Annotated in this window: 34 protein-coding genes; 3 read left to right on the top strand and 31 right to left on the bottom strand. The window is 67.2% G+C overall.

Translation table 11 applies throughout. The annotated features are described in order from the left end of the window. Positions 1 to 55 precede the first annotated feature (55 nt). From rplQ to ACFZBD_RS26965, 31 genes are all read right to left on the bottom strand, one after another. On the bottom strand, positions 56 to 547 hold the full coding sequence (gene rplQ, locus ACFZBD_RS27115; protein WP_391144222.1) for a 50S ribosomal protein L17: 492 nt from the start codon (positions 545 to 547) through the stop codon (positions 56 to 58). A 174-nt stretch (positions 548 to 721) separates the two neighbouring features. After that, positions 722 to 1,744: a DNA-directed RNA polymerase subunit alpha gene (locus ACFZBD_RS27110; protein WP_069171149.1), complete on the bottom strand. Its 1,023-nt coding sequence runs from the start codon at positions 1,742 to 1,744 to the stop codon at positions 722 to 724. A 130-nt stretch (positions 1,745 to 1,874) separates the two neighbouring features. Further along, complete coding sequence (gene rpsK / locus ACFZBD_RS27105) at positions 1,875 to 2,279, bottom strand: 30S ribosomal protein S11 (protein ID WP_003956432.1); 405 nt, start codon at positions 2,277 to 2,279, stop codon at positions 1,875 to 1,877. Between the two features lie 66 nt (positions 2,280 to 2,345). Continuing rightward, a complete protein-coding gene (gene rpsM, locus ACFZBD_RS27100; protein ID WP_365718491.1) occupies positions 2,346 to 2,726 on the bottom strand; it encodes a 30S ribosomal protein S13 in 381 nt (126 codons plus the stop codon). Positions 2,727 to 2,925: 199 nt separating this feature from the next. Then, positions 2,926 to 3,039, bottom strand: coding sequence for a 50S ribosomal protein L36 (rpmJ, locus tag ACFZBD_RS27095; RefSeq protein ID WP_003956441.1), 114 nt, complete (start codon positions 3,037 to 3,039; stop codon positions 2,926 to 2,928). Between the two features lie 66 nt (positions 3,040 to 3,105). Further along, a complete protein-coding gene (infA, locus tag ACFZBD_RS27090; RefSeq protein ID WP_003956442.1) occupies positions 3,106 to 3,327 on the bottom strand; it encodes a translation initiation factor IF-1 in 222 nt (73 codons plus the stop codon). Positions 3,328 to 3,543: 216 nt separating this feature from the next. After that, a complete protein-coding gene (gene map / locus ACFZBD_RS27085; RefSeq protein ID WP_391144219.1) occupies positions 3,544 to 4,380 on the bottom strand; it encodes a type I methionyl aminopeptidase in 837 nt (278 codons plus the stop codon). A gap of 97 nt (positions 4,381 to 4,477) precedes the next feature. After that, on the bottom strand, positions 4,478 to 5,125 hold the full coding sequence (locus ACFZBD_RS27080; protein WP_391144216.1) for an adenylate kinase: 648 nt from the start codon (positions 5,123 to 5,125) through the stop codon (positions 4,478 to 4,480). Continuing rightward, positions 5,125 to 6,444, bottom strand: a complete 1,320-nt coding sequence (gene secY / locus ACFZBD_RS27075; protein ID WP_391144215.1) for a preprotein translocase subunit SecY — start codon at positions 6,442 to 6,444, stop codon at positions 5,125 to 5,127. The genes ACFZBD_RS27080 and secY overlap by 1 nt, the downstream gene beginning before the upstream one ends. 213 nt (positions 6,445 to 6,657) lie before the next feature. Beyond that, positions 6,658 to 7,113 (bottom strand): 50S ribosomal protein L15, encoded by a 456-nt coding sequence (rplO, locus tag ACFZBD_RS27070; RefSeq protein ID WP_391144213.1) that lies wholly within the window; start codon positions 7,111 to 7,113, stop codon positions 6,658 to 6,660. A gap of 1 nt (position 7,114) precedes the next feature. Further along, entirely contained in the window at positions 7,115 to 7,297 is a 183-nt protein-coding gene (gene rpmD / locus ACFZBD_RS27065) for a 50S ribosomal protein L30 (RefSeq protein WP_041130781.1), read from the bottom strand. Continuing rightward, on the bottom strand, positions 7,297 to 7,899 hold the full coding sequence (gene rpsE, locus ACFZBD_RS27060) for a 30S ribosomal protein S5 (protein ID WP_017239585.1): 603 nt from the start codon (positions 7,897 to 7,899) through the stop codon (positions 7,297 to 7,299). The genes rpmD and rpsE overlap by 1 nt, the downstream gene beginning before the upstream one ends. A gap of 45 nt (positions 7,900 to 7,944) precedes the next feature. Continuing rightward, complete coding sequence (rplR, locus tag ACFZBD_RS27055; RefSeq protein WP_056651228.1) at positions 7,945 to 8,328, bottom strand: 50S ribosomal protein L18; 384 nt, start codon at positions 8,326 to 8,328, stop codon at positions 7,945 to 7,947. Positions 8,329 to 8,331: 3 nt separating this feature from the next. Further along, entirely contained in the window at positions 8,332 to 8,871 is a 540-nt protein-coding gene (gene rplF / locus ACFZBD_RS27050) for a 50S ribosomal protein L6 (RefSeq protein ID WP_391144208.1), read from the bottom strand. A 21-nt stretch (positions 8,872 to 8,892) separates the two neighbouring features. Further along, positions 8,893 to 9,291 (bottom strand): 30S ribosomal protein S8, encoded by a 399-nt coding sequence (gene rpsH, locus ACFZBD_RS27045; RefSeq protein WP_030209003.1) that lies wholly within the window; start codon positions 9,289 to 9,291, stop codon positions 8,893 to 8,895. A gap of 207 nt (positions 9,292 to 9,498) precedes the next feature. After that, a complete protein-coding gene (locus ACFZBD_RS27040) occupies positions 9,499 to 9,684 on the bottom strand; it encodes a type Z 30S ribosomal protein S14 (RefSeq protein WP_003956452.1) in 186 nt (61 codons plus the stop codon). 5 nt (positions 9,685 to 9,689) lie between these two features. Further along, positions 9,690 to 10,247 carry a 50S ribosomal protein L5 gene (gene rplE / locus ACFZBD_RS27035; RefSeq protein ID WP_147987686.1) on the bottom strand — a complete coding sequence of 186 codons (558 nt, stop codon included), beginning with the start codon at positions 10,245 to 10,247 and terminating at the stop codon, positions 9,690 to 9,692. Next, positions 10,247 to 10,558 carry a 50S ribosomal protein L24 gene (rplX, locus tag ACFZBD_RS27030; RefSeq protein ID WP_391144204.1) on the bottom strand — a complete coding sequence of 104 codons (312 nt, stop codon included), beginning with the start codon at positions 10,556 to 10,558 and terminating at the stop codon, positions 10,247 to 10,249. Before rplX ends, rplE begins: the two co-directional genes overlap by 1 nt. Before the next feature lie 2 nt (positions 10,559 to 10,560). Then, positions 10,561 to 10,929 carry a 50S ribosomal protein L14 gene (gene rplN / locus ACFZBD_RS27025; protein ID WP_003956455.1) on the bottom strand — a complete coding sequence of 123 codons (369 nt, stop codon included), beginning with the start codon at positions 10,927 to 10,929 and terminating at the stop codon, positions 10,561 to 10,563. 100 nt (positions 10,930 to 11,029) lie between these two features. Then, the gene (gene rpsQ / locus ACFZBD_RS27020) at positions 11,030 to 11,314 is read right to left on the bottom strand and encodes a 30S ribosomal protein S17 (RefSeq protein WP_158989424.1); all 285 of its coding nucleotides are present in this window, start codon (positions 11,312 to 11,314) and stop codon (positions 11,030 to 11,032) included. Then, positions 11,314 to 11,538, bottom strand: a complete 225-nt coding sequence (rpmC, locus tag ACFZBD_RS27015) for a 50S ribosomal protein L29 (protein WP_017239580.1) — start codon at positions 11,536 to 11,538, stop codon at positions 11,314 to 11,316. The genes rpsQ and rpmC overlap by 1 nt, the downstream gene beginning before the upstream one ends. Further along, complete coding sequence (rplP, locus tag ACFZBD_RS27010) at positions 11,538 to 11,957, bottom strand: 50S ribosomal protein L16 (RefSeq protein ID WP_015035580.1); 420 nt, start codon at positions 11,955 to 11,957, stop codon at positions 11,538 to 11,540. Before rplP ends, rpmC begins: the two co-directional genes overlap by 1 nt. A gap of 5 nt (positions 11,958 to 11,962) precedes the next feature. After that, the gene (gene rpsC / locus ACFZBD_RS27005) at positions 11,963 to 12,811 is read right to left on the bottom strand and encodes a 30S ribosomal protein S3 (protein ID WP_017239578.1); all 849 of its coding nucleotides are present in this window, start codon (positions 12,809 to 12,811) and stop codon (positions 11,963 to 11,965) included. Further along, on the bottom strand, positions 12,811 to 13,158 hold the full coding sequence (gene rplV / locus ACFZBD_RS27000; protein ID WP_004571827.1) for a 50S ribosomal protein L22: 348 nt from the start codon (positions 13,156 to 13,158) through the stop codon (positions 12,811 to 12,813). Before rplV ends, rpsC begins: the two co-directional genes overlap by 1 nt. Before the next feature lie 42 nt (positions 13,159 to 13,200). Continuing rightward, positions 13,201 to 13,482 (bottom strand): 30S ribosomal protein S19, encoded by a 282-nt coding sequence (rpsS, locus tag ACFZBD_RS26995; protein ID WP_024755409.1) that lies wholly within the window; start codon positions 13,480 to 13,482, stop codon positions 13,201 to 13,203. 12 nt (positions 13,483 to 13,494) lie between these two features. Beyond that, the gene (gene rplB / locus ACFZBD_RS26990) at positions 13,495 to 14,331 is read right to left on the bottom strand and encodes a 50S ribosomal protein L2 (RefSeq protein ID WP_391144198.1); all 837 of its coding nucleotides are present in this window, start codon (positions 14,329 to 14,331) and stop codon (positions 13,495 to 13,497) included. A 39-nt stretch (positions 14,332 to 14,370) separates the two neighbouring features. Beyond that, a complete protein-coding gene (rplW, locus tag ACFZBD_RS26985) occupies positions 14,371 to 14,694 on the bottom strand; it encodes a 50S ribosomal protein L23 (protein WP_355105121.1) in 324 nt (107 codons plus the stop codon). Beyond that, a complete protein-coding gene (gene rplD / locus ACFZBD_RS26980; RefSeq protein ID WP_158989419.1) occupies positions 14,694 to 15,344 on the bottom strand; it encodes a 50S ribosomal protein L4 in 651 nt (216 codons plus the stop codon). Before rplD ends, rplW begins: the two co-directional genes overlap by 1 nt. 7 nt (positions 15,345 to 15,351) lie before the next feature. Further along, positions 15,352 to 15,996: a 50S ribosomal protein L3 gene (rplC, locus tag ACFZBD_RS26975; RefSeq protein ID WP_147980750.1), complete on the bottom strand. Its 645-nt coding sequence runs from the start codon at positions 15,994 to 15,996 to the stop codon at positions 15,352 to 15,354. A gap of 13 nt (positions 15,997 to 16,009) precedes the next feature. Beyond that, positions 16,010 to 16,318, bottom strand: coding sequence for a 30S ribosomal protein S10 (gene rpsJ, locus ACFZBD_RS26970; protein WP_003948644.1), 309 nt, complete (start codon positions 16,316 to 16,318; stop codon positions 16,010 to 16,012). Between the two features lie 430 nt (positions 16,319 to 16,748). Continuing rightward, positions 16,749 to 17,900: a hypothetical protein gene (locus tag ACFZBD_RS26965; protein ID WP_391144193.1), complete on the bottom strand. Its 1,152-nt coding sequence runs from the start codon at positions 17,898 to 17,900 to the stop codon at positions 16,749 to 16,751. A 487-nt stretch (positions 17,901 to 18,387) separates the two neighbouring features. On the opposite strand from ACFZBD_RS26965, the gene ACFZBD_RS26960 reads away from it, so the two are divergent. Genes ACFZBD_RS26960 through ACFZBD_RS26950 form a run of 3 tightly spaced genes read left to right on the top strand, consistent with a single transcriptional unit; the run spans position 18,388 to position 21,610 of the window. After that, a complete protein-coding gene (locus ACFZBD_RS26960) occupies positions 18,388 to 18,717 on the top strand; it encodes an SseB family protein (protein WP_391144190.1) in 330 nt (109 codons plus the stop codon). Next, complete coding sequence (locus tag ACFZBD_RS26955; RefSeq protein WP_391144188.1) at positions 18,714 to 19,415, top strand: hypothetical protein; 702 nt, start codon at positions 18,714 to 18,716, stop codon at positions 19,413 to 19,415. Before ACFZBD_RS26960 ends, ACFZBD_RS26955 begins: the two co-directional genes overlap by 4 nt. After that, a complete protein-coding gene (locus ACFZBD_RS26950) occupies positions 19,415 to 21,610 on the top strand; it encodes a putative T7SS-secreted protein (RefSeq protein WP_391144187.1) in 2,196 nt (731 codons plus the stop codon). Before ACFZBD_RS26955 ends, ACFZBD_RS26950 begins: the two co-directional genes overlap by 1 nt. Positions 21,611 to 21,825 lie beyond the last annotated feature (215 nt).

The raw sequence follows: 21,825 nt of genomic DNA, 5'->3' as shown, positions 1-21,825 counted from the left end.
AGCGGGCCCGTACCCCAGGGGTACGGGCCCGCCCACGAGAAAAACGGAAGAACGCTTACGCGTCCTTCGCCTCCTCGGCCGGAGCCTCGGTGGTGTCCTCGGCCTTGGTCTCCTCGACCTTGGCCTCGTCCTCCTTGACCGCACGCTTGGTGGCGGCCTCGGCCTCGGCGACGGTCGCCTTCTTGGCGATCTCGCCCTCGACCAGCTCGATCACGGCCATCGGGGCGTTGTCGCCACGACGGTTGCCGATCTTGGTGATACGGGTGTAGCCACCCGGGCGCTCGGAGTAGCGCGGCGCGATCTCGGTGAAGAGGGTGTGGACGATGCCCTTGTCGGTGATCGTCTGCAGCACCAGGCGACGGTTGTGGATGTCGCCCTTCTTCGCCTTGGTGATCAGGCGCTCGGCGACCGGACGCAGGCGGCGGGCCTTGGCCTCGGTCGTCGTGATGCGGCCGTGCTCGAAGAGCGACTTCGCCAGGTTGGCGAGGAGCAGACGCTCGTGAGCGGCGCTGCCGCCGAGGCGGGCACCCTTGGTGGGACGCGGCATGGTGTTTCTCCTTGTGATCTGCACCGGCCGTATGAGGTACCGGTGTCAGTGTCCGCGCGGGCGTCTGCCCGACGGAGATCCGGCCGGAGCCGGAGGCCCGGGCCGCGAACGGCCCGGAAGGCGTGTCACCGCGACGAGGCCGGGCCTCCGAGGAGACCCGGCCCGCCGGTGGGACTAGTACTGCTCGGTCTCGACGAAGCCCGCGTCCGCGTCGTCGTCGGCGCCGAAGGCGTCGGCGGCGGCGGTCGGGTCGAATCCGGGCGGGCTGTCCTTGAGGGCCAGGCCCATGCCGGCCAGCTTCGCCTTGACCTCGTCGATCGACTTCGCACCGAAGTTGCGGATGTCGAGCAGGTCGGCCTCGGAGCGCGCCACGAGCTCACCCACGGAGTGGATGCCCTCGCGCTTGAGGCAGTTGTACGAACGAACGGTGAGCTCGAGCTCCTCGATCGGCAGCGCCAGGTCGGCGGCGAGGGCGGCGTCCGTGGGGGACGGGCCCATGTCGATGCCCTCGGCGTCGATGTTGAGCTCGCGCGCCAGACCGAACAGCTCGACCAGGGTCTTGCCGGCGGACGCCATGGCGTCACGCGGCCGCATGGCCTGCTTGGTCTCGACGTCGACGATCAGCTTGTCGAAGTCGGTGCGCTGCTCGACACGGGTCGCCTCGACCTTGTACGTGACCTTGAGCACCGGGGAGTAGATGGAGTCGACCGGGATGCGGCCGATCTCCTGGCCCAGCTGCTTGTTCTGCACGGCGGAGACGTAGCCGCGACCGCGCTCGACGGTCAGCTCCATCTCCAGCTTGCCCTTGCCGTTGAGCGTGGCGAGGACCAGGTCGGGGTTGTGCACCTCGACACCGGCCGGGGGCGCGATGTCGGCGGCGGTGACCAGGCCGGGGCCCTGCTTGCGCAGGTACATCACGACCGGCTCGTCGTGCTCCGAGGAGACGACCAGCTGCTTGATGTTGAGGATGAGGTCGGTGACGTCCTCCTTGACGCCCGGCACGGTGGTGAACTCGTGCAGGACACCGTCGATGCGGATGGACGTGACGGCCGCACCCGGGATCGAGGAGAGGAGCGTACGACGGAGGCTGTTGCCGAGCGTGTAGCCGAAGCCCGGCTCCAGGGGCTCGATGACGAACCGCGAGCGGAATTCGTCGACGACCTCTTCGGTCAGCGAGGGACGCTGAGCGATCAGCATGGTGTGAATCCTTCGGTTGTGGACGCCCACTATTTGACGTCCGACAGATACTGCGTACTGCAAGGGTACGGGCGGTACGTCTCTTGCGAGGCGTACCGCCCGTACTCAGGTCAAGCAGCGGTCGCCGAGATCAGACGCGACGGCGCTTGGGGGGACGGCAGCCGTTGTGCGGCGTCGGGGTGACGTCCTGGATCGAACCGACCTCGAGGCCCGTGGCCTGGAGGGAACGGATCGCGGTCTCGCGGCCGGAGCCCGGACCCTTCACGAAGACGTCGACCTTGCGCATGCCGTGCTCCTGCGCGCGGCGGGCGGCCGACTCGGCGGCCATCTGCGCGGCGAAGGGGGTGGACTTGCGCGAGCCCTTGAAGCCGACGTGGCCGGCGGAGGCCCAGGAGATCACGTTGCCCGAGGGGTCCGTGATCGAGACGATCGTGTTGTTGAACGTGCTCTTGATGTGCGCGTGGCCGTGAGCGACGTTCTTCTTTTCCTTGCGGCGCACCTTCTTGGCAGCGCCCTGACGACCCTTGGGGGGCATCTATATCTCCTACGGGAGGTGGTCGGTCCTACAGCGAAGACCGTGTGGTCAAGCGTCCGCTGAGGACTACTTCTTGCCCGGCTTCTTCTTACCGGCGATGGCGCGACGCGGGCCCTTGCGGGTACGGGCGTTCGTGCTGGTGCGCTGGCCGTGGACCGGAAGGCCACGACGGTGACGCAGACCCTGGTAGCAGCCGATCTCGACCTTGCGGCGGATGTCGGCCTGGATCTCGCGGCGGAGGTCACCCTCGGTCTGGAGGTTGGCGTCCACGTACTCGCGGATCTTGACCAGGTCCTCTTCGGCCAGGTCACGAACGCGGGTGTTCGGGTTCACGCCGGTGGAGGCGAGGATCTCCTTGGACCGGGTGCGCCCGATACCGAAGACGTAGGTGAGTGCGATCTCCACGCGCTTTTCACGCGGGATGTCGACACCGGAAACGCGTGCCATTCAATGGCTCCTGTGTGCTCGGGGGTCTTACACAGAGCCGCTCCCGATCCGCCGACCTCTCTGCTGAGAGGTGGTACGTATCGGGTCCCCGGCCCCCGCCGGAGGTGCCGCCGGCCCTTGCGGGCTGGGCGGGCTCTGCGTATGTACGTTTGCTTGCGTCGCGCGAAGAACTGCGGAGGTGCAGGTCGGTCGGCGTGCGTCAGCCCTGGCGCTGCTTGTGGCGCAGGTTGTCGCAGATGACCATGACCCGGCCGTGACGGCGGATCACCTTGCACTTGTCGCAGATCTTCTTGACGCTCGGCTTGACCTTCATGGGATGTGAGGTTCTCCGGGTCAGTGCCACCACCCGCGCACGGAAGATGCGGGGTGCGGGCAAGATCTACTTGTATCGGTAGACGATCCGGCCACGCGTCAGGTCGTAGGGAGAAAGCTCCACGACGACCCGGTCGTCCGGAAGGATTCGGATGTAGTGCATCCGCATCTTGCCGGAGATGTGCGCGAGGACCTTGTGACCGTTCTGGAGCTCCACCTTGAACATGGCGTTCGGGAGGGACTCGATCACGGTGCCCTCGATTTCGATGGCACCTTGCTTCTTGGCCACGCTTCGCCTTTCGAATCGGCTACCTTGATCGACTCTCGCTCCGGGTGAGGACACACGGGTACACGAGAGCCGACGCATCAGTCTACGACAGCCCCTTGGAAAAGACGAATCCGGGAAGTTTGCCCACCCGGCAAGATCCTTACGCAAGGAGCCACGCCGCAGAATCCCCGGAACCGCGGCGGCCATGCAGGCGCTCCGGGCGCCCGCGGGCCCCGGTTACGCCAACGGGTCGGGCGCCGCGGTCACGCCCAGCGACGCCAGCTTCGCCTTGCCGCCGTCGGGGGCGGTCAGGACGAGCGGGCCCTCCTCCGTCAGGGCGACCGAGTGCTCCCAGTGGGAGGACCAGGTCCCGTCGGTGGTGATGACCGTCCAGTCGTCGCTCAGGACCTCCGTGCGGGGCGTGCCCAGCGAGACCATCGGCTCGATCGCCAGACAGAAGCCGGGGACCAGCTTCGGGCCCTTGCCGCGCTTGCGGGCGACGTAGTTCAGCAGGTGGGGGTCCATGTGCATCTCGGTCCCGATGCCGTGGCCGCCGTAGTCCTCGACGATGCCGTACTTGCCGCCGCCGGGCTTCGGCTGGCGGCGGATGTACGTCTCGATGGCGCGCGAGATGTCCACCAGCCGGTTGCCGTTCCGCATGGCGGCGATGCCGGCCCACATCGACTCCTCGGTGACCCGGGAGAGCTCGATCAGCTCCGGGGCGTGCCCCGAGCCCACGAAGGCGGTGTAGGCCGCGTCCCCGTGCCAGCCGTCGATGATCGCGCCGCAGTCGATCGAGATGATGTCCCCGTCCTTCAGGACGGTCTTCTCGTCGGGGATGCCGTGGACGACGACCTCGTTCACCGAGGTGCAGATCGTCGCGGGGAAGCCTCCGTACCCCAGGAAGTTCGACTTCGCGCCGTGGTCCGCGATCACCTTGCGGGCGACCTCGTCCAGGTCCTTCGTCGTGGCGCCCGGAACGGCCGCCTCACGGGTCGCCGCATGGATGGCGGCAACGACCAGCCCCGCCTCGCGCATCTTCGCGATCTGCTCGGGGGTCTTGATCTGCACCATCGTGACGGGGGCCTTTCCATCGAGTACGGGTCGTCGGAACAACGATACGGCCGCGGCGCCCCGAGGGGCACCGCGGCCGTATCGCACGAACCGGGGGTTACTTCTTGAGCGCGGCCATCGCCTTCGCGGTGACCTCGTCCACCTTGCCGAGCGCCGAGATCGTCACGACCAGGTTCTGCGCCCGGTAGTAGTCGATGATCGGCTCGGTCTGCGTGTGGTAGACCTCCAGGCGCCGACGGACGGTCTCCTCGGAGTCGTCGTCGCGCTGGTAGAGCTCGCCACCGCACACGTCACACACGCCCTCGGCCTTCGGCGGGGTGTACGTGACGTGGAAGACGTGCGCGCTGTCGTTGCGGCAGATGCGGCGGCCCGCGATCCGCTTCACGACCTCGTCCTCGGGGACCTCCAGGTCCAGGACCGCGTCGAGCTGCATGTCCTCGGCCTTCAGGACCACGTCCAGCGCCTCGGCCTGGGCCACGTTGCGCGGGAAGCCGTCGAGCAGGAAGCCGTTGGCGGCGTCCGACTGCTCCATGCGGTCCTTGGCCATCCCGATGGTCACCTCGTCGGGCACGAGGTCGCCGGCGTCCATGAACGCCTTGGCCTTCACGCCCAGCTCCGTGCCCTGACTGATGTTGGCGCGGAACAGGTCACCCGTGGAGATGTGCGGGATGTCCAGGTTCTTGGCAAGGAACGCGGCCTGCGTACCCTTACCGGCCCCGGGCGGTCCGACGAGGACGATTCGCATCAGCGGAGGAACCCTTCGTAATTACGCTGCTGGAGCTGGCTCTCGATCTGCTTCACGGTCTCCAGCCCCACACCCACGATGATGAGGATGCTCGTCCCACCGAAGGGGAAGTTGGCATTGGCGCCACCGAAGCCTGCCAACGCCATCGTCGGCACAAGAGCGATCAGACCCAGATACAGCGAGCCCGGCCAAGTGATCCGGTTGAGCACGTAGCTCAGATACTCGGCAGTAGGTCGACCAGCCCGGATACCCGGGATGAAGCCACCATACTTCTTCATGTTGTCCGCGACTTCCTCGGGGTTGAACGAGATCGCCACGTAGAAGAAGGCGAAGAACACGATCAGGAGGAAGTACGTAGCGATGTAGTAGGGGTGGTCACCCTTGACGAAGTGGGCTTCGATCCAGGTCTTCCACCCCGAGGTGGAGCTCGAGAACTGCGCGACGAGGGCCGGGATGTAGAGCAGCGACGAGGCGAAGATGACAGGAATCACACCTGCCTGGTTCACCTTGAGCGGGATGTATGTGGACGTTCCGCCGTAGGACCTGCGGCCGATCATCCGCTTCGCGTACTGCACCGGGATGCGGCGCTGGGCCTGCTCGACGAAGACGACGAGGGCCACCATCACGAAGCCGATCAGGATGACGGTGCCGAACTCGATCCAGCCCTTGGCGAGCTTGCCGCTCTCCTTGATGGCCCACAGGGCGCCCGGGAAGCCGGCGGCGATCGAGATGAACATCAGGATGGACATGCCGTTGCCGATGCCGCGGTCGGTGATCAGCTCACCGAGCCACATGACGAGGGCGGTACCGGCGGTCATCGTGATGACCATCGTGGCGATGGTGAAGATGGACGGGTCCGGAACGACCTGACTGGCCACCGTGCAGCCGCTGAACAGCGCACCGCTCTTGGCCGTGGCGACGAGGCCGGTGCCCTGGAGGACGGCGAGCGCGATCGTCAGGTACCGCGTGTACTGCGTGATCTTGGCGGTGCCGGACTGTCCCTCCTTCTTGAGGGCCTCGAGCCGCGGGATCACGACGGTCAGCAGCTGCAGGATGATGCTCGCCGTGATGTACGGCATGATGCCGAGCGCGAAGATGGTGATCTGCAGCAGCGCCCCGCCACTGAACATGTTCACCAGGCCGAACAAGGAGTTGTTGCCCTGGCTGGCCTGGTCGACACACTGCTGGACGGCCTCGTAGCTGACGCCGGGGACGGGGATGTGCGCCCCGAGCCGGTACAGCACGATGATGCCGAGCGTGAAGAGCAGCTTCTTGCGCAGGTCGGGCGTCTTGAACGCCCGGGCGAACGCGGTAAGCACGGTGCCTCCTGCGACCCCCGCGTTACGCGCGTGAGGTGACGGTCTTGAGGTTCGACGAATAGGTAACGGTCACGAAATCCGTGCGGGCATACCGCACGGAGCCTAGACAGTGCACGCCACCTTACCGGCGACCATGCCCCCCTAGGAACGACCAACCGGGGATGCCCCTTTTGGGAGGCATCCCCGGTCGGATGTTCAGGCCATCGAGTCGTCTCAGACGAGCTCGGTGACGGTGCCGCCGGCGGCGGCGATCTTCTCCTTGGCGGAGCCGGAGACGGCGTCGACCGTCACCTGCAGCGCCACGGAGACCTCACCGGCGCCGAGCACCTTGACGAGGCTGTTCTTGCGCACCGCGCCCTTGGCGACCAGGTCGGCCACCGTGACCTCTCCACCCTCGGGGTAGAGAGCGCCGAGCTTGTCCAGGTTCACGACCTGGTACTCGGTGCGGAACGGGTTCTTGAAGCCCTTCAGCTTCGGCAGACGCATGTGGAGGGGCATCTGCCCGCCCTCGAAGCGCTGCGGAACCTGGTAACGGGCCTTGGTGCCCTTGGTACCACGACCAGCGGTCTTACCCTTGGACGCCTCACCACGACCCACACGGGTCCTGGCGGTCTTGGCGCCCGGGGCAGGCCGGAGGTTGTGGGCCTTCAGCGGGTTGTTCTCCGCCATGTCAGTCAACCTCCTCAACCGTCACGAGGTGGCGGACGGTGTGCACCATGCCGCGGAACTCGGGGCGGTCCTCCTTGACAACCACGTCGCCCAGGCGCTTGAGCCCGAGCGAACGCAGGGTGTCGCGGTGGTTCTGCTTGCTGCCGATGTACGACTTCGTCTGCGTGACCTTGAGGCGAGCCATTACGCACCCGCCCCAGCACGCGCACGGAGCAGAGCCGCGGGGGCGACGTCCTCGAGGGGCAGACCACGGCGAGCCGCGATCTCCTCGGGACGCTGCAGGCCCTTGAGGGCCGCCACGGTCGCGTGCACGATGTTGATCGCGTTGTCGGAGCCGAGCGACTTCGACAGGATGTCGTGAACGCCGGCGCACTCGAGCACGGCGCGCACCGGGCCACCGGCGATCACACCGGTACCGGGGGAAGCCGGCTTGAGCAGGACGACGCCCGCGGCCTTCTCGCCCTGGATCGGGTGAGGGATGGTGCCCTGGATGCGCGGAACCTTGAAGAAGTTCTTCTTGGCTTCCTCGACACCCTTGGCGATGGCCGCGGGAACTTCCTTGGCCTTGCCGTAACCGACACCTACCGTGCCGTCACCGTCGCCCACCACGACCAGCGCGGTGAAGCTGAAGCGGCGACCACCCTTGACAACCTTGGCGACGCGGTTGATCGCGACAACGCGCTCAACGTACGCGGTCTTCTCGGCGGCAGCGCCACCGTCGCGGCCCTTCCGGTCCCGCCGCTCGCCGCCACCGGCACCGCTTCCGCGGCGCTGGGGTCCAGCCATTGGATTACCTCTCTCTGTTACGTCCGTTAGTCCCGGAACCGGGGCTTAGAACTTCAGCCCGGCTTCGCGGGCGGCGTCAGCCAGAGCGGCAATGCGCCCGGCGTACCTGTTGCCACCACGGTCGAACACGACAGCCTCGACACCGGCGGCCTTGGCGCGCTCGGCGACCAGGGAACCGACCTGCTTGGCCTGCGCGGACTTGTCACCCTCGCCGCCGCGGATCGACGCGTCCAGGGTCGACGCCGACGCAAGGGTGTGACCCTTGAGGTCGTCGATGACCTGAGCGGTGATACCGCGGTTGGAACGCGTCACGACGAGGCGCGGACGCTCCGCCGTACCCGACACGTTCTTGCGGATGCGGATGTGGCGGCGCTTCTTGGCGGCGCCCTTGTAGGCGTCGCCCTTGGCGATCTTCACACCGTATGCCATGGCTTACTTACCAGCCTTTCCGACCTTGCGGCGGATGACCTCACCCGCATACTTCACGCCCTTGGCCTTGTAGGGGTCGGGCTTGCGAAGCTTGCGGATGTTGGCGGCGACTTCGCCGACCTTCTGCTTGTCGATGCCCTCGACCGAGAACTTGGTCGGCGACTCGACCTTGAACGAGATGCCTTCGGGCGCCTCGACCAGGATCGGGTGGCTGTAGCCGAGCTGGAACTCCAGGTTGGAGCCCTTCGCGGCGACGCGGTAACCGACACCGCTGATCTCGAGCGCCTTGATGTATCCCTGGGTCACACCGGTGATCATGTTGGCCACCAGCGTGCGGGACAGGCCGTGGAGGGCCTTGTTCTGACGCTCGTCGTTGGGGCGGGTGACGTTCAGAACGCCGTCCTCACCCTTCACGATCTCGATCGGCGCGGCGACGGTGTGGCTCAGGGTGCCCTTGGAACCCTTCACCGTGACCGTGCGGCCCTCGATGGTGACGTCCACACCGGCGGGAACCTGGATAGGCAGCTTGCCAATACGCGACATTAGCTATTCCTCCGTTCCCGACTACCAGACGTAGGCGAGGACTTCCCCACCTACGCCCTTCTTGCCTGCCTGCTGGCCGGTCAGGAGACCGTGGGACGTGGAGATGATCGCCACGCCCAGGCCGCCGAGGACCTTCGGCAGGTTGGTGGACTTCGCGTAAACACGGAGGCCCGGCTTCGAGATCCGCTTGATGCCCGCGATGGAGCGCTCACGGTTCGGACCGAACTTGAGCTCGAGGACGAGGTTCTTGCCGACTTCGGCGTCCTCGACCTTCCAGCCCGTGATGAAGCCCTCCTGCTGGAGGATTTCCGCGATGTGAGACTTGATCTTGCTGTGCGGCATCGTCACGGTGTCGTGGTATGCCGAGTTCGCGTTACGCAGACGAGTCAGCATGTCCGCGATCGGATCAGTCATGGTCATGAATTGGCCTTCGGCCTCTCTCGCCGGGGTTTCCTGTATGCGCCATCCCTCTCCCCACACAGGGGCGGGACGGGTGCGGCGCGGGGACCTACGGCGTAGTAAGTCGTACGGGCGCAGACGCCCAACCCTCCTAGCCTAAGCCATGGAGAGGTGGGCCTCTGCAACCCTCTGCTTACCGAGAGACTCCGGAATCCCTGATGAAGGGGATTACCAGGAGCTCTTGGTCACGCCCGGCAGTTCGCCACGGTGAGCCATCTCACGAAGGCACACGCGGCACAGGCCGAACTTGCGGTACACGGAGTGGGGACGGCCGCAGCGCTGGCAGCGCGTGTACGCACGCACACCGAACTTGGGCTTGCGGGCAGCCTTCGCGATGAGAGCCTTCTTCGCCATCTCGCTTACGCCTCCTTGAACGGGAAGCCGAGGTGACGGAGAAGGGCACGGCCCTCAGCGTCGTTGGTCGCCGTGGTGACCACGGTGATGTCCATACCCCGGACACGGTCGATCTTGTCCTGGTCGATCTCGTGGAACATGACCTGCTCCGTGAGACCGAAGGTGTAGTTGCCACGCCCGTCGAACTGCTTGGGGGACAGACCACGGAAGTCGCGGATGCGCGGAAGCGCGAGCGACAGGGTGCGGTCCAGGAACTCCCACATGCGGTCGCCACGGAGGGTGACGTGGGCACCGATCGGCTGTCCCTCACGCAGCTTGAACTGCGCGATGGACTTGCGGGCCTTGGTGACGGCCGGCTTCTGACCGGTGATCGTGGTGAGGTCGCGGATGGCGCCATCGATCAGCTTGGAGTCGCGGGCGGCGTCGCCCACACCCATGTTGACCACGATCTTGACGAGGCCGGGAACCTGCATGACGTTCTCGTACGAGAACTCCTCACGCAGCTTGCCCGCGATCTCCTCGCGGTACTTCGTCTTGAGACGCGGAGTGGTGGTGGTAGCCATCAGATGTCCTCACCCGTCCGCTTGGCAACGCGGATCTTGTTGCCCTCGTCGTCGAAGCGGTAACCGACACGCGTGACGACCTTCTTGCCGTCCTTCTCCACGACGAGCTGAACGTTGCTCACGTGGACCGGCGCCTCGGTCGTGACGATGCCACCGGCCTGCTGGGGGCCGGCCTTGGTGTGCTTCTTGACCCGGTTGACACCCTCGACCAGGACACGGTCCTCGCGGGGGAAGGCCGCGATGACCTTGCCCTGCTTGCCCTTGTCCTTACCGGTGATGACCTGGACCAGGTCGCCCTTCTTGATCTTCATGCTTACAGCACCTCCGGCGCGAGCGAGATGATCTTCATGAACTTCTTCTCGCGCAGCTCACGGCCCACCGGGCCGAAGATACGGGTGCCGCGAGGGTCGCCGTCGTTCTTCAGAATGACGGCGGCGTTCTCGTCGAAGCGGATGTACGAGCCGTCCTGGCGGCGGCGCTCCTTGACGGTGCGAACGATGACCGCCTTGACGACGTCACCCTTCTTCACGTTGCCACCGGGGATCGCGTCCTTGACGGTGGCGACGATGACGTCACCGATGCCCGCGTAGCGGCGACCGGAACCACCGAGAACACGGATGCAAAGGATCTCCTTGGCACCAGTGTTGTCGGCGACACGCAGTCGCGACTCCTGCTGGATCACGTCTATCTCCTGTTTGTCTGCCGGTTCCCGGCGAGGGGTCCGTTACCGGAGCCCCTCGCCGAGCCTGGCGGAACTGACCTGAAGGAAACCCCTCAGGTAATTACTTGGCCTTCTCGAGGATCTCGACGACGCGCCAGTGCTTCGAGGCGGACAGCTTCCGGGTCTCCATCAGGAGGACGCGGTCGCCGACGCCGGCAGCGTTCTGCTCGTCGTGAGCCTTGAGCTTGTTCGTACGGCGGATGACCTTGCCGTACAGCGCGTGCTTGACGCGGTCCTCGACGGCGACGACGACGGTCTTGTCCATCTTGTCGCTGACGACCAGGCCCTCGCGGACCTTGCGGGCGTTGCGCTCGGTCTTCTGCTCAGTCACATTGTTCTCGCTCATCAGGCGTTCTCCACCGTCTCGATGCCCAGCTCGCGCTCACGCATCAGGGTGTAGATCCGGGCGATGTCCTTACGGACGGACTTGAGCCGACCGTGGTTCTCGAGCTGACCCGTCGCCGCCTGGAAGCGGAGGTTGAACAGCTCTTCCTTGGCCTCGCGGAGCTTGTTGAGAAGCTCCTCGTTGCCCAGCTCGCGCAGCTCGGACGCCTTGGTACCGGCCGACATCACAGCTCACCTGCCTCGCGCTTGACGATCTTGCACTTCATCGGCAGCTTGTGGGCGGCACGAGTCAGGGCCTCACGCGCGATCTTCTCGTTCGGGTAGGACAGCTCGAACATCACCCGACCGGGCTTGACGTTCGCGATCCACCACTCCGGCGAACCCTTACCGGAACCCATGCGGGTCTCGGCAGGCTTCTTGGTCAGCGGGCGGTCCGGGTAGATGTTGATCCAGACCTTGCCGCCACGCTTGATGTGGCGGGTCATCGCGATACGGGCCGCCTCGATCTGGCGGTTGGTCACGTACGCCGGCGTGAGGGCCTGAATGCCGTACTCGCCGAACGCAACCTGCGTACCACCCTTGCTCATACCCGAGCGCTTGGGGTGGTGCTGCTTGCGGTGCTTGACCCTACGGGGGATCAGCATTTCGGTCAGGCCTCCGTTCCGGTGCTCTCAGCCGGAGCGGCAGCGGCGGCGGGAGCGTCGGCCTTGGGGGCCTCGGCAGCCGGCGCGGACTGCTGCTGCGGCTTGCGGCCGCGGCCGCCACGCTCGCCACCGCGGCCACCACGGCCGGCGGGACGGTCGCCAGCGCCGGCACCACGGGCCGGGCGGTTACCCGCACGGGCCGCAGCGTTCTCGGCGCGGACCTCGGCGATGTTCTTGACGTCGCCCTTGTAGATCCAGACCTTCACGCCGATGCGACCGAAGGTGGTCTTGGCCTCGAAGAAGCCGTAGTCGACGTTCGCGCGGAGCGTGTGCAGGGGCACACGACCCTCGCGGTAGAACTCCGAGCGGGACATCTCGGCGCCGCCGAGACGGCCGCCGCACTGGATCTTGATGCCCTTGGCGCCGGCCTTCATCGTGCCCTGCATGCTCTTACGCATGGCGCGACGGAAGGAGACGCGGGAGGAGAGCTGCTCGGCAACGGCCTGGGCGACCAGCTGAGCGTCCATCTCGGGGTTCTTGACCTCGAGGATGTTCAGCTGGACCTGCTTGCCCGTGAGCTTCTCGAGGTCGCCGCGGATGCGGTCGGCCTCGGCGCCACGGCGGCCGATGACGATGCCGGGACGCGCGGTGTGGATGTCCACCCGCACGCGGTCACGGGTGCGCTCGATCTCAACCTTCGAGATGCCGGCGCGCTCCATGCCGGACGTCATCATCCGACGGATGGCGACGTCTTCCTTGACGTAGTCCTTGTACAGCTTGTCGGCGTACCAACGGGACTTGAAGTCCGTGGTGATGCCGAGCCGGAACCCATGCGGGTTAACCTTCTGGCCCATTACCGGGTTCCTTCCTTGCTGCTGACGACCACGGTGATGTGGCTGGTCCGCTTACGGATCCGGTAGGCACGGCCCTGGGCACGCGGACGGAACCGCTTCAGGGTCGGGCCCTCATCCACGTACGCCTCGCTGATGACCAGCGAAGAGGCGTCCGTGTGGTCGTAGTTGTGTGCAGCGTTGGCGATGGCGCTGTCCAGCACCTTGCCAACCGGCACGCTCGCGGCCTGCGGGGCGAAACGCAGGACCGCCTGAGCCTCCGTGGCGTCCATGCCACGGATAAGGTCCACCACGCGGCGGGCCTTCATGGGCGTGACGCGGATGTACCGCGCCTGGGCCCTGGCTTCCATGGTTGTCCTTCCAGTGTCTGTCATGGTCATTCCACCCCGCTACTAGCGGCGCTTCGACTTCCGGTCGTCCTTCACGTGACCCCGGAAGGTGCGCGTCGGCGAGAACTCGCCGAGCTTGTGGCCGACCATCGACTCGGTGACAAACACCGGAATGTGGGTCTTGCCGTTGTGCACCGCGATCGTGTGGCCGAGCATGGCCGGGATGATCATCGAGCGACGGGACCAGGTCTTGATGACGTTCTTGGTACCGGCTTCGTTCTGTACGTCCACCTTCTTTACGAGGTGTCCGTCGACGAAGGGTCCCTTCTTGAGACTGCGCGGCATCTAAACCCGCTCCTAGCGCTTCTTGTTCGTCTTGCGGCGGCGGACGATGTACTTGCTCGAAGCCTTCTTCGGCGAGCGAGTACGACCCTCCTTCTGACCCCACGGGGAGACCGGGTGGCGACCACCGGAGGTCTTGCCCTCACCACCACCGTGCGGGTGGTCGACCGGGTTCATCGCCACACCGCGAACGGTCGGGCGAACGCCCAGCCAGCGCTTGCGGCCGGCCTTGCCCCAGTTGATGTTCGACTGCTCGGCGTTGCCGACCTCGCCAACAGTGGCGCGGCAGCGGGCGTCGACCAGACGGATCTCACCGGACGGCATACGAAGGTGGGCCATCGTGCCCTCCTTCGCCAGCAGCTGCACGGAGGCACCCGCGGAACGGGCGAACTTGGCGCCACCGCCGGGACGGAGCTCGATCGCGTGGATCGTGGTACCGACCGGGATGTTACGGAGGGCCAGGTTGTTGCCGGGCTTGATGTCGGCGCCGGGGCCGTTCTCGACCCGGTCACCCTGCGACAGGTTCTTCGGGGCGATGATGTAGCGCTTCTCGCCGTCCGCGTAGTGGAGCAGCGCGATGCGCGCGGTGCGGTTGGGGTCGTACTCGATGTGAGCGACCTTGGCCGGCACGCCGTCCTTGTCATGACGACGGAAGTCGATCACGCGGTAGGCGCGCTTGTGGCCACCGCCCTGGTGACGGACAGTCACACGACCGGTGTTGTTACGGCCGCCCTTGCTGTGCAGGGGGCGGACCAGCGACTTCTCCGGCGTGGACCGCGTGATCTCGACGAAGTCGGCTACGGAGGAGCCACGGCGGCCCGGCGTAGTCGGCTTGTACTTGCGGATTCCCATTTCTCAGTCCTCGTCCGATTCCGGACGACTCGACCTCCGTCAGGAGGTCGGGCCGCCGAAGATGTCGATACGGTTGCCCTCGGCAAGGGTGACGATGGCGCGCTTGGTGTTGGCGCGCTTACCGAAACCGGTGCGGGTGCGCTTGCGCTTGCCCTGACGGTTGATCGTGTTGACCCCGGTGACCTTGACCGAGAAGACCGCCTCGACGGCCTGCTTGATCTGGGTCTTGTTGGAGCCGGGCGCCACGATGAACGTGTACTTGTTCTCGTCGAGCAGGGCGTAGCTCTTCTCGGAGACAACCGGCTTGACGAGGATGTCACGCGGGTCCGTGAAGGTCTTGCTGGTGATCGTGGCCTCGGACATCAGGCCTCGCTCCCTTCGGTCTCAGCGGTCTGGGGGCCAGACACGAAGGACTCGAAGGCGGCCTTGGTGAAGACCACGTCGTCGGAGACGATCACGTCGTACGTGTTGAGCTGGCCCGGCTCCAGGATGTGAACCTGGGGCAGGTTGCGGGCGGAGAGCCACGCGGCCTCGTCGGCGCGGTCGACGACCAGGAGCAGGTTCTTGCGCTCCGAGATCTTGCCGAACAGCGTCTTCGCGGCCTTGGTGGAGACCTCACCCTCGACCACGCCGGTGACGACGTGGATGCGGGAGTGGCGCGCCCGGTCCGAGAGGGCACCGCGCAGGGCGGCGGCCTTCATCTTCTTCGGGGTGCGCTGCGAGTAGTCACGCGGCACGGGGCCGTGGACGACGCCACCGCCGGCGAACTGCGGCGCACGGGTCGAACCCTGGCGCGCGCGGCCGGTGCCCTTCTGGCGGTAAGGCTTCTTGCCACCACCGCGGACTTCGCCACGGCGCTTGGTCTTGTGCGTGCCCTGACGGGCAGCGGCCAGCTGGGCGACGACGACCTGGTGGATCAGCGGAACGCTGGTCTTGGCGTCGAAGATCTCCGCGGGGAGCTCGACGGTCCCGGCCTTGTCGCCTGCCGGCGAAAGGATGTCAATGGTGCTCATCGGTTCCTCAAACCCCCTTGGCCGCGGTACGGACCAGGACGAGGCCACCGTTCGGGCCGGGGACCGCGCCCTTGATGAGCAGCAGACCCTTCTCCGCGTCAACGGCGTGGACGGTCAGGTTCTGGGTGGTGACCCGCTCGTTGCCCATACGGCCAGCCATCCGGAGGCCCTTGAACACACGGCCCGGAGTGGCGCAGCCACCGATGGAACCGGGGGAGCGGTGCTTGCGCTGCGTGCCGTGACCGGCGCCGAGGCCCTTGAAGTTGTGACGCTTCATGACACCGGCGAAGCCCTTGCCCTTGCTCTTGCCGGTGACGTCGACCTTGACGCCCGACTCGAACACGGCGGCGGTGATCTCCTGGCCGAGCGTGTACTCGCTGGCGTCAGCGGTACGAAGCTCCACCAGGTGGCGGCGCGGGGTGACGTCTGCCTTGGCGAAGTGACCCTTGAGGGGCTTGTTCACCTTGCGCGGGTCGATCTCGCCGAAGGCGATCTGGACCGACTCGTAGCCGTCGATGTCGTTGGTGCGCACCTGGGTGACGACGCACGGCCCGGCCTTGACGACGGTCACCGGGACGACCCGGTTGTTCTCGTCCCAGACCTGGGTCATGCCGAGCTTCTCGCCCAGGACGCCCTTAATGTTCTTTGCCATCTCGCGCGTCACCTCAGAGCTTGATCTCGATGTCGACGCCCGCCGGCAGGTCGAGACGCATGAGCGAGTCGACCGTCTTCGGCGTGGGGTCGAGGATGTCGATGAGGCGCTTGTGCGTGCGCATCTCGAAGTGCTCGCGCGAGTCCTTGTACTTGTGCGGCGACTTGATGACGCAGTACACGTTCTTCTCAGTGGGCAGCGGCACCGGGCCCGCGACCGACGCACCAGTGCGGGTCACCGTCTCGACGATCTTCTTCGCCGAGGAGTCGATGACCTCGTGGTCGTAGGCCTTGAGCCGGATGCGGATCTTCTGTCCCGCCATGGCTACTCAGTAGTCCTGTCTCTCGTAACGCTCTGGAACTCGGGGCTTCTCTTGACTCCGCCTCCGACCCACGCGGTCGGGCGTGTCGCACTCCCTCTACGCAGAAGTCCGTAAGACTTCCCAACCAAGGGGGTGCGGTCCCTGGACCGCGAGCCGGGGGCAGAACACCCGCCGAGTGCCTGGTCGGTACCCCGCTGACGCTTCCCAGAAGATTCCCGTACGTCCGACCCGCGTGGGGTCGACGAGTACTGTGGGACTCGCTTCCGGTCCTCCCGACGGGAGGCGCGCAGCATCGGCACTCAACCGAGCAACCCCGACAGTCTGCCATACGGGGGCATCCGGCCGCCAATCGGGGCGGAAGACTGTACCCCACGTCACGTCTGGCTACACGCAGGGTCGCGGTGGGCGCCGCCCGCCCCGGGCGGTCCGATCAGGTACGGGTGGTGGTGCCGCACTCCCCCGGCAGGTCGTCGAGGCTCTTGCTGCGGTCGTAGGGATCCGTGGCGGGGCCGGAGGGCGCGGGGGCGGGCTGGGCGCGCAGGTCCTCCGGGAACGTCGGGTGGAGGAAGCCGTCCGGTGCGTGGTCGCACGTGCTGTTGCCGATGGACGAGTGCCAGTACGAGATGCCCAGCTTGCCCGGCGTCACGCGGAACCTGCCGGGTTCGGCGAAGCTGAACGTGATCTCGCGGCGGACGATCGTCCGGGCCACCTCGTCGGCGCCCGGCCTGGTCTTCACCAGCGGGTAGACGAAGGTGTAGTCGGTGCGGACCAGCACCGTGCCGGCGTCCTTACCCTTGCCCTCCTCCACGGTCATCCGCCCGCGGAGCTTCACCACGCGGCCCACGAGCCGCACCTCGCTCGGGTCGAAGCGGCTGAAGACCCGCGTGGGGTCCCCCTTCTCGGTGGGGTGGGCCAGCCACGTGTCCACCTCGGACCGGAGACCTCCCTGCTCCGGGTCGAGGAGCGCGAGCGCGGCGGTGGGCTTCCCGCCCTTGATCACGGCCGGGTCGAGGTTCGCGGCGACCAGGAAGTCCTTGGCCCGCTTGAGCGCCGCGGCCGTCTGCTTCTTCGACATCCAGCCGACGGCCTTGGCCGGGGGCGGTTCGATGCCCGCGGCCCCGTCCGCCCAGCGCAGGGCCGGGGAGCCCTTGAAGGGCTCCTTCAGGGTCGGGGTGTCGGGGAACGTCTCGGCCGCCGGCGCCGCGGAGGGCGGCGCGGTCTCGGCGGCCAGCGGAGTCGTCTCCGTACCCGGGAGCCAGCCGTCCGGAAGCCGGTCGGTCAGCAGCTCCGGCCGGAACGCCACGAGCCCGAGCGCGACCACCAGCACCATCCCGATGACGCCCTTCACCTGGCGCCGGGCCTTGCCGCGCCCGTTCATCTCCTGCCAGGCGGGCCCGGTGCGCCACCCTTCCGGCTGCGCCGGCGTCCGTGCGGGCGCGGCCCGCCGCGGAGCACCCGCGCCCCCACGCCGGAACCTCCACCGCCGCACCTTCGGCACCCCCGCCCCGACGCCGTCCGCCCGCGCGGCTTCGACGATCGCGGCCCACTCGTCGTCGGAGACCGACGGTTCCTTCTCGCTCATGTTCCCCACCCTGTCGAACGTTTTCGAACGGGAGAGTCTCACGATCCCCACGGGTCCTCCGCACCGTCTTCGCACCCGCCCGCACCGCATGCCGGGCATGTACGGATAACCCAGGCGCGACTGGTGGCGGCCTCCGGAGCTGTGCCAGGGTGGCGCGGTGATCGATTTCGGGGGCGGCTCGGACACGCCGGTACGGCGGTCTCGGCTCGCTGACTACGCAGGACCGCCTGTCGAACCGCAGGGCCCGCCGACGGGGGCGGCCGGCGCATCCGCGCCGGATCCTTCTCCGGGGGCATGGTCGCCCTCTCCCTGGTCGCCCTCTCCGTGGTCTCCCTCTTCCCCACCTCCCGACGCGCGGGGGGCCGTCCCGTCGTCCGCGCTCTCCGGTGCCCGTCACCCGGACGGGCCGGATGCGCCGCTGGACCCGGGGGCCGAGTCCCGGCGACGCGAGTTCGAAGCGGTCCTGGCGCTCTTCCGTACGACGGCGGTGGTCGTACCGCGCCGGGACCAGGCCTGGCTGACCGTCGATCTCGGCGGCGTGCGGTGGATCCTCGCGTTCTCCGACGAGGGCGCACTGGTCCGGTACGCCCATGCCCGGGGCGAGGCCGAAACCGAGTGGGAGTACGAGACGGTGCTCGGGTCGCGGCTGCTGGACGTGGCCGTGCCGAGCGCGGGCATGCCGTGCGGGGTGGCCCTGGACGCGGCGGACGGCGCCGAGCACGCGGTGCTGTTCCCGCCCGTGGCCGGAGTCGTACCGGACGGGGCGGCGGTGGATCGGAACGTCACGGGAACCGAGAAGTGGGGGGCCGCACGGTGAGCGGGGTCGGGGGTGAGGCCGGCGAGGACCTGGCCACGAGCGGGCTGAACGAGATCGCGAACGGCCTGACGCTGGCACTGGGCGAGCTGAAGGAGCTCGGCGCGGACAGCATGGCGGCGGAAGGGCGTGGCTTCGGCGGCATCGCGCTCTCGGGCTTGGCGATGGGCCACGAAGGGTTGACGGGGACGTTCTCGTCGTTCTGCGAGCGCTGGGAGTGGGGGGTGCGCGCCCTGATCAACGAGGGCAACTCGTTCGCCGTCGCCACGGGTCTGTCGGCCGGGAGCTACCACGAGACCGAGCAGTACGTGGAAGGCACGTTCAAGATCGTGACCAATGCGGCCATCGGCAATCCGTACGCCTCCGAGGACGAGGTCACGAAGCAGGGGTGGGGTGACATCGCCTCGTCCGGGGCCTACGGCGGGGTCGACTACAGCCAGGAGTCCTTCGACCAGGCGAGGGCCAATTCGGCCCAGGGCTGGAAGGACGCGGGCCGCGATCTGATGACCTCCCAGACGATCGGCCTGCCCGGCGTGAACCCACAGACCCTGCACTCCTCCGTCGGCGTCTCCGACGCTCAGTACGAGGAGATGCTCGACGACACGTTCGGCCCCTCTCCGGAGGAACGGGCCGCCGCCGCCCAGCAGCAGCAACCACAGCAGGGCGCGACGTCCCCGCAGCAGAGGGGTGACGAGGGCTGATGGGCGGCCTGCTCGACGACATCGGCAACGGTCTCGGTGATCTGGGCAAAGGCATCGAGGACGGGATCAACGAAGGCCTTGGGGCCGTCGAGGACGGCATCGACTCCGGCAAGAAGGCGCTGGGCGAGACCGTCGACTGGGCGAGCGACAGAGCCGGGGAGCGGCTCGACTCCTACGGTCTGCACGGCGCCGCCGACGTGGTCACCGACTGGGGCGACGGCGTCGCGTCGAACCTCGGAGCGACCCCCGGCGAGAAGCAGCTCGGCCAGACCGAGGAGGCGAACGAACTCGTCCGCGGGAACCCCACCACGATCCTCGAGAGCGCGGCGCACCTGAAGGACTTCCGGGCGGCCTTCGAAAAGGTCGGCCAGGGGATGAGGAAGGTCGATTCGTCACGCTGGAAGGGCGTGGGCGGCGACGCCTTCCGCGAGAAGTTCGGGGTGCATCCCACGAAGTGGCTGCACGCGGCGGACGCGTGCGAGGCGGCGGCCGGCGCTCTGGAGGCCTACGCCCACACGGTGAAGTGGGCCCAGGGCGTGGCGTACGACGCCATCGACCTGTACCGCGAGGGAAAGCGCGTCTCGGAGGAGGCCAAGGCGGCCGCGAAGGACAAGGACGCCGGCAACGCCACGACCGAGGACCCCGGAAAGGCGGTCGTCAAAGAGGCCGAGGCCCTGCTCGCCCACGCCCGCGAGCAGCGGAACACCGCCGCGACCGAAGCCCAGGCGAGGGTGGAGAAGGCTCTGGCCCACGCCCCGGCCGAACCTCCGCCGCTCAGCCGTCTGGGCGACGACCTCGTCGACGGATACCAGGCGTACAACACGGAGCTGACCCACGTGGTGGGCGGCGCCCTCAAGGGCACGGCGGGACTGCTCAACTTCGCCCGCGGCCTCAACCCGACCGATCCGTACAACCTGACGCACCCGGCCGCGTACATGCAGAACGTCTCGATGACGCTCTCCGGCCTGGTCTCTACGGTCGCCCACCCCGAGCGCGTGGTGACGGCCGCGGTCGAAGGGTTCAAGAAGGACCCGGCCGAATTCATCGGCCGCCTCATCCCGGAGCTCTTCGGCACGAAGGGCACGGGTTTCGCCGGCGGCGGCCTGCGGGCCGCGGCCCGGGAGGGACTGGAGGCAGCGGCGTCGAATCCGGCGACGCGGGGTCTGAAGTACGGGGACGACGTCGCACATGCGCCGTCCTCGCCGCCGACGGGGCTGGTGGACCAGGCGGCCCCGCACTTGCCACCGTCCGCCGCGCCCGACAACGGGGTCTCCCAGCTGCCTCCCGGCTGGACGATCGACAACGCCGCCGCACACCCGACTCCGACGGGTCTCGTCGATGACACGGCCGCCGCCAAGGACTGGGACGGCCTGGCCCAGGCCACGGATCACGTGGACCAAGGGGCCGTCCACGCGGATTCGGTGGACGGCCCTACGGCCAAGGAGTTCCTGGACGATCAGTATCCGGAGCTTCAGGGGGTCAACGACGGGCCTGGTGGGCACGCCGACAACGGTTTCACGCATGAGCCGCACGTGTCGGCGGACGAGTTCCATGGGCTCGATGTCGCGCAGAAACACGAGGTCGCGGCAGCGGAGATCAGCGACGGCGCTGTTTCGTTCCCGAACGACGATGCGGCGATCGCGTACGGGCGGGAGCACTGGAACGACTACGCGGAGAATCTCCCTCCGGAGACCAAGAAGTCCCTGTTCGACTACTCGGACGAGCATGGCGGGCAGGCAAACCCCCGGTACGCCACGTACAGGGAGATGAACGGCTACCTGCGAAGCGGAGACCCGGGATTGGGTACTCCTGATGTTCTTCGTAACATCGAGGAGGTCGACAAGGCGCTGGCCGGTCGACGCTTGGAGGAGGACGTCATGGTGGTTCGCGGGTCGGGAGTCGGCCACCTGGACTTCAATTTCCCTAAGGAACTGGTCGGGCAGACGGTCACCGACAAGGGATACATGTCAACGTCGCTCGGAGACAATCCGGTGTCCGCGTTCAGCGGCATGCCGGCGGTGATGCACCTGCGTGTTCCGGAGGGAACGCCTGCCCTGTGGCTGGAGAAGGTCAGCCATTTCGGCATGGGCGAGCGCGAATTGCTGCTCGGGCGTGGATCGAGCTACTCCATCACGCGGGCCTTCGAGGCTGACGGCCAACTGCACATCTACGGCGAAGTGCTGCCCGGGAATTAGAAGAGGACTGCCTTGATGAACCCCGAACGGGAATCCGACCCCCGCTTCGTCAAGCGGACGACCAATCCGCATTTCGAAGAGGACTTGCAGTTCCTGATCCAGCCGGGCGGGCCGCAAGGCTACAACCGCGAAAGCAGCGGGCCCGTGCAGTACGTCAGCGTGGCCGATGCCCGCGGTGCGGTGATCGGCTACGTGTGGATCAACGACCGGGACGC

Source organism: Streptomyces sp. NPDC008121, assembly GCF_042957155.1.
Taxonomy (GTDB): domain Bacteria; phylum Actinomycetota; class Actinomycetes; order Streptomycetales; family Streptomycetaceae; genus Streptomyces.
This window is presented reverse-complemented; position numbering and strand designations above follow the sequence as displayed.

Excerpts from the sequence above, each read along its gene's own strand:
- rplQ (WP_391144222.1), bottom strand. The coding sequence starts at position 547 with ATGCCGCGTCCCACCAAGGGTGCCCGCCTCGGCGGCAGCGCCGCTCAC.
- ACFZBD_RS27110 (WP_069171149.1), bottom strand. The coding sequence starts at position 1,744 with ATGCTGATCGCTCAGCGTCCCTCGCTGACCGAAGAGGTCGTCGACGAA.
- rpsK (WP_003956432.1), bottom strand. The coding sequence starts at position 2,279 with ATGCCCCCCAAGGGTCGTCAGGGCGCTGCCAAGAAGGTGCGCCGCAAG.
- rpsM (WP_365718491.1), bottom strand. The coding sequence starts at position 2,726 with ATGGCACGCGTTTCCGGTGTCGACATCCCGCGTGAAAAGCGCGTGGAG.
- rpmJ (WP_003956441.1), bottom strand. The coding sequence starts at position 3,039 with ATGAAGGTCAAGCCGAGCGTCAAGAAGATCTGCGACAAGTGCAAGGTG.
- map (WP_391144219.1), bottom strand. The coding sequence starts at position 4,380 with ATGGTGCAGATCAAGACCCCCGAGCAGATCGCGAAGATGCGCGAGGCG.
- ACFZBD_RS27080 (WP_391144216.1), bottom strand. The coding sequence starts at position 5,125 with ATGCGAATCGTCCTCGTCGGACCGCCCGGGGCCGGTAAGGGTACGCAG.
- rplO (WP_391144213.1), bottom strand. The coding sequence starts at position 7,113 with ATGGCGGAGAACAACCCGCTGAAGGCCCACAACCTCCGGCCTGCCCCG.
- rpmD (WP_041130781.1), bottom strand. The coding sequence starts at position 7,297 with ATGGCTCGCCTCAAGGTCACGCAGACGAAGTCGTACATCGGCAGCAAG.
- rpsE (WP_017239585.1), bottom strand. The coding sequence starts at position 7,899 with ATGGCTGGACCCCAGCGCCGCGGAAGCGGTGCCGGTGGCGGCGAGCGG.
- rplR (WP_056651228.1), bottom strand. The coding sequence starts at position 8,328 with ATGGCATACGGTGTGAAGATCGCCAAGGGCGACGCCTACAAGGGCGCC.
- rplF (WP_391144208.1), bottom strand. The coding sequence starts at position 8,871 with ATGTCGCGTATTGGCAAGCTGCCTATCCAGGTTCCCGCCGGTGTGGAC.
- rpsH (WP_030209003.1), bottom strand. The coding sequence starts at position 9,291 with ATGACCATGACTGATCCGATCGCGGACATGCTGACTCGTCTGCGTAAC.
- ACFZBD_RS27040 (WP_003956452.1), bottom strand. The coding sequence starts at position 9,684 with ATGGCGAAGAAGGCTCTCATCGCGAAGGCTGCCCGCAAGCCCAAGTTC.
- rplE (WP_147987686.1), bottom strand. The coding sequence starts at position 10,247 with ATGGCTACCACCACCACTCCGCGTCTCAAGACGAAGTACCGCGAGGAG.
- rplX (WP_391144204.1), bottom strand. The coding sequence starts at position 10,558 with ATGAAGATCAAGAAGGGCGACCTGGTCCAGGTCATCACCGGTAAGGAC.
- rpsQ (WP_158989424.1), bottom strand. The coding sequence starts at position 11,314 with ATGAGCGAGAACAATGTGACTGAGCAGAAGACCGAGCGCAACGCCCGC.
- rpmC (WP_017239580.1), bottom strand. The coding sequence starts at position 11,538 with ATGTCGGCCGGTACCAAGGCGTCCGAGCTGCGCGAGCTGGGCAACGAG.
- rplP (WP_015035580.1), bottom strand. The coding sequence starts at position 11,957 with ATGCTGATCCCCCGTAGGGTCAAGCACCGCAAGCAGCACCACCCCAAG.
- rpsC (WP_017239578.1), bottom strand. The coding sequence starts at position 12,811 with ATGGGCCAGAAGGTTAACCCGCATGGGTTCCGGCTCGGCATCACCACG.
- rplV (WP_004571827.1), bottom strand. The coding sequence starts at position 13,158 with ATGGAAGCCAGGGCCCAGGCGCGGTACATCCGCGTCACGCCCATGAAG.
- rpsS (WP_024755409.1), bottom strand. The coding sequence starts at position 13,482 with ATGCCGCGCAGTCTCAAGAAGGGACCCTTCGTCGACGGACACCTCGTA.
- rplB (WP_391144198.1), bottom strand. The coding sequence starts at position 14,331 with ATGGGAATCCGCAAGTACAAGCCGACTACGCCGGGCCGCCGTGGCTCC.
- rplW (WP_355105121.1), bottom strand. The coding sequence starts at position 14,694 with ATGTCCGAGGCCACGATCACCAGCAAGACCTTCACGGACCCGCGTGAC.
- rplD (WP_158989419.1), bottom strand. The coding sequence starts at position 15,344 with ATGAGCACCATTGACATCCTTTCGCCGGCAGGCGACAAGGCCGGGACC.
- rplC (WP_147980750.1), bottom strand. The coding sequence starts at position 15,996 with ATGGCAAAGAACATTAAGGGCGTCCTGGGCGAGAAGCTCGGCATGACC.
- rpsJ (WP_003948644.1), bottom strand. The coding sequence starts at position 16,318 with ATGGCGGGACAGAAGATCCGCATCCGGCTCAAGGCCTACGACCACGAG.
- ACFZBD_RS26965 (WP_391144193.1), bottom strand. The coding sequence starts at position 17,900 with ATGAGCGAGAAGGAACCGTCGGTCTCCGACGACGAGTGGGCCGCGATC.
- ACFZBD_RS26950 (WP_391144187.1), top strand. The coding sequence starts at position 19,415 with ATGGGCGGCCTGCTCGACGACATCGGCAACGGTCTCGGTGATCTGGGC.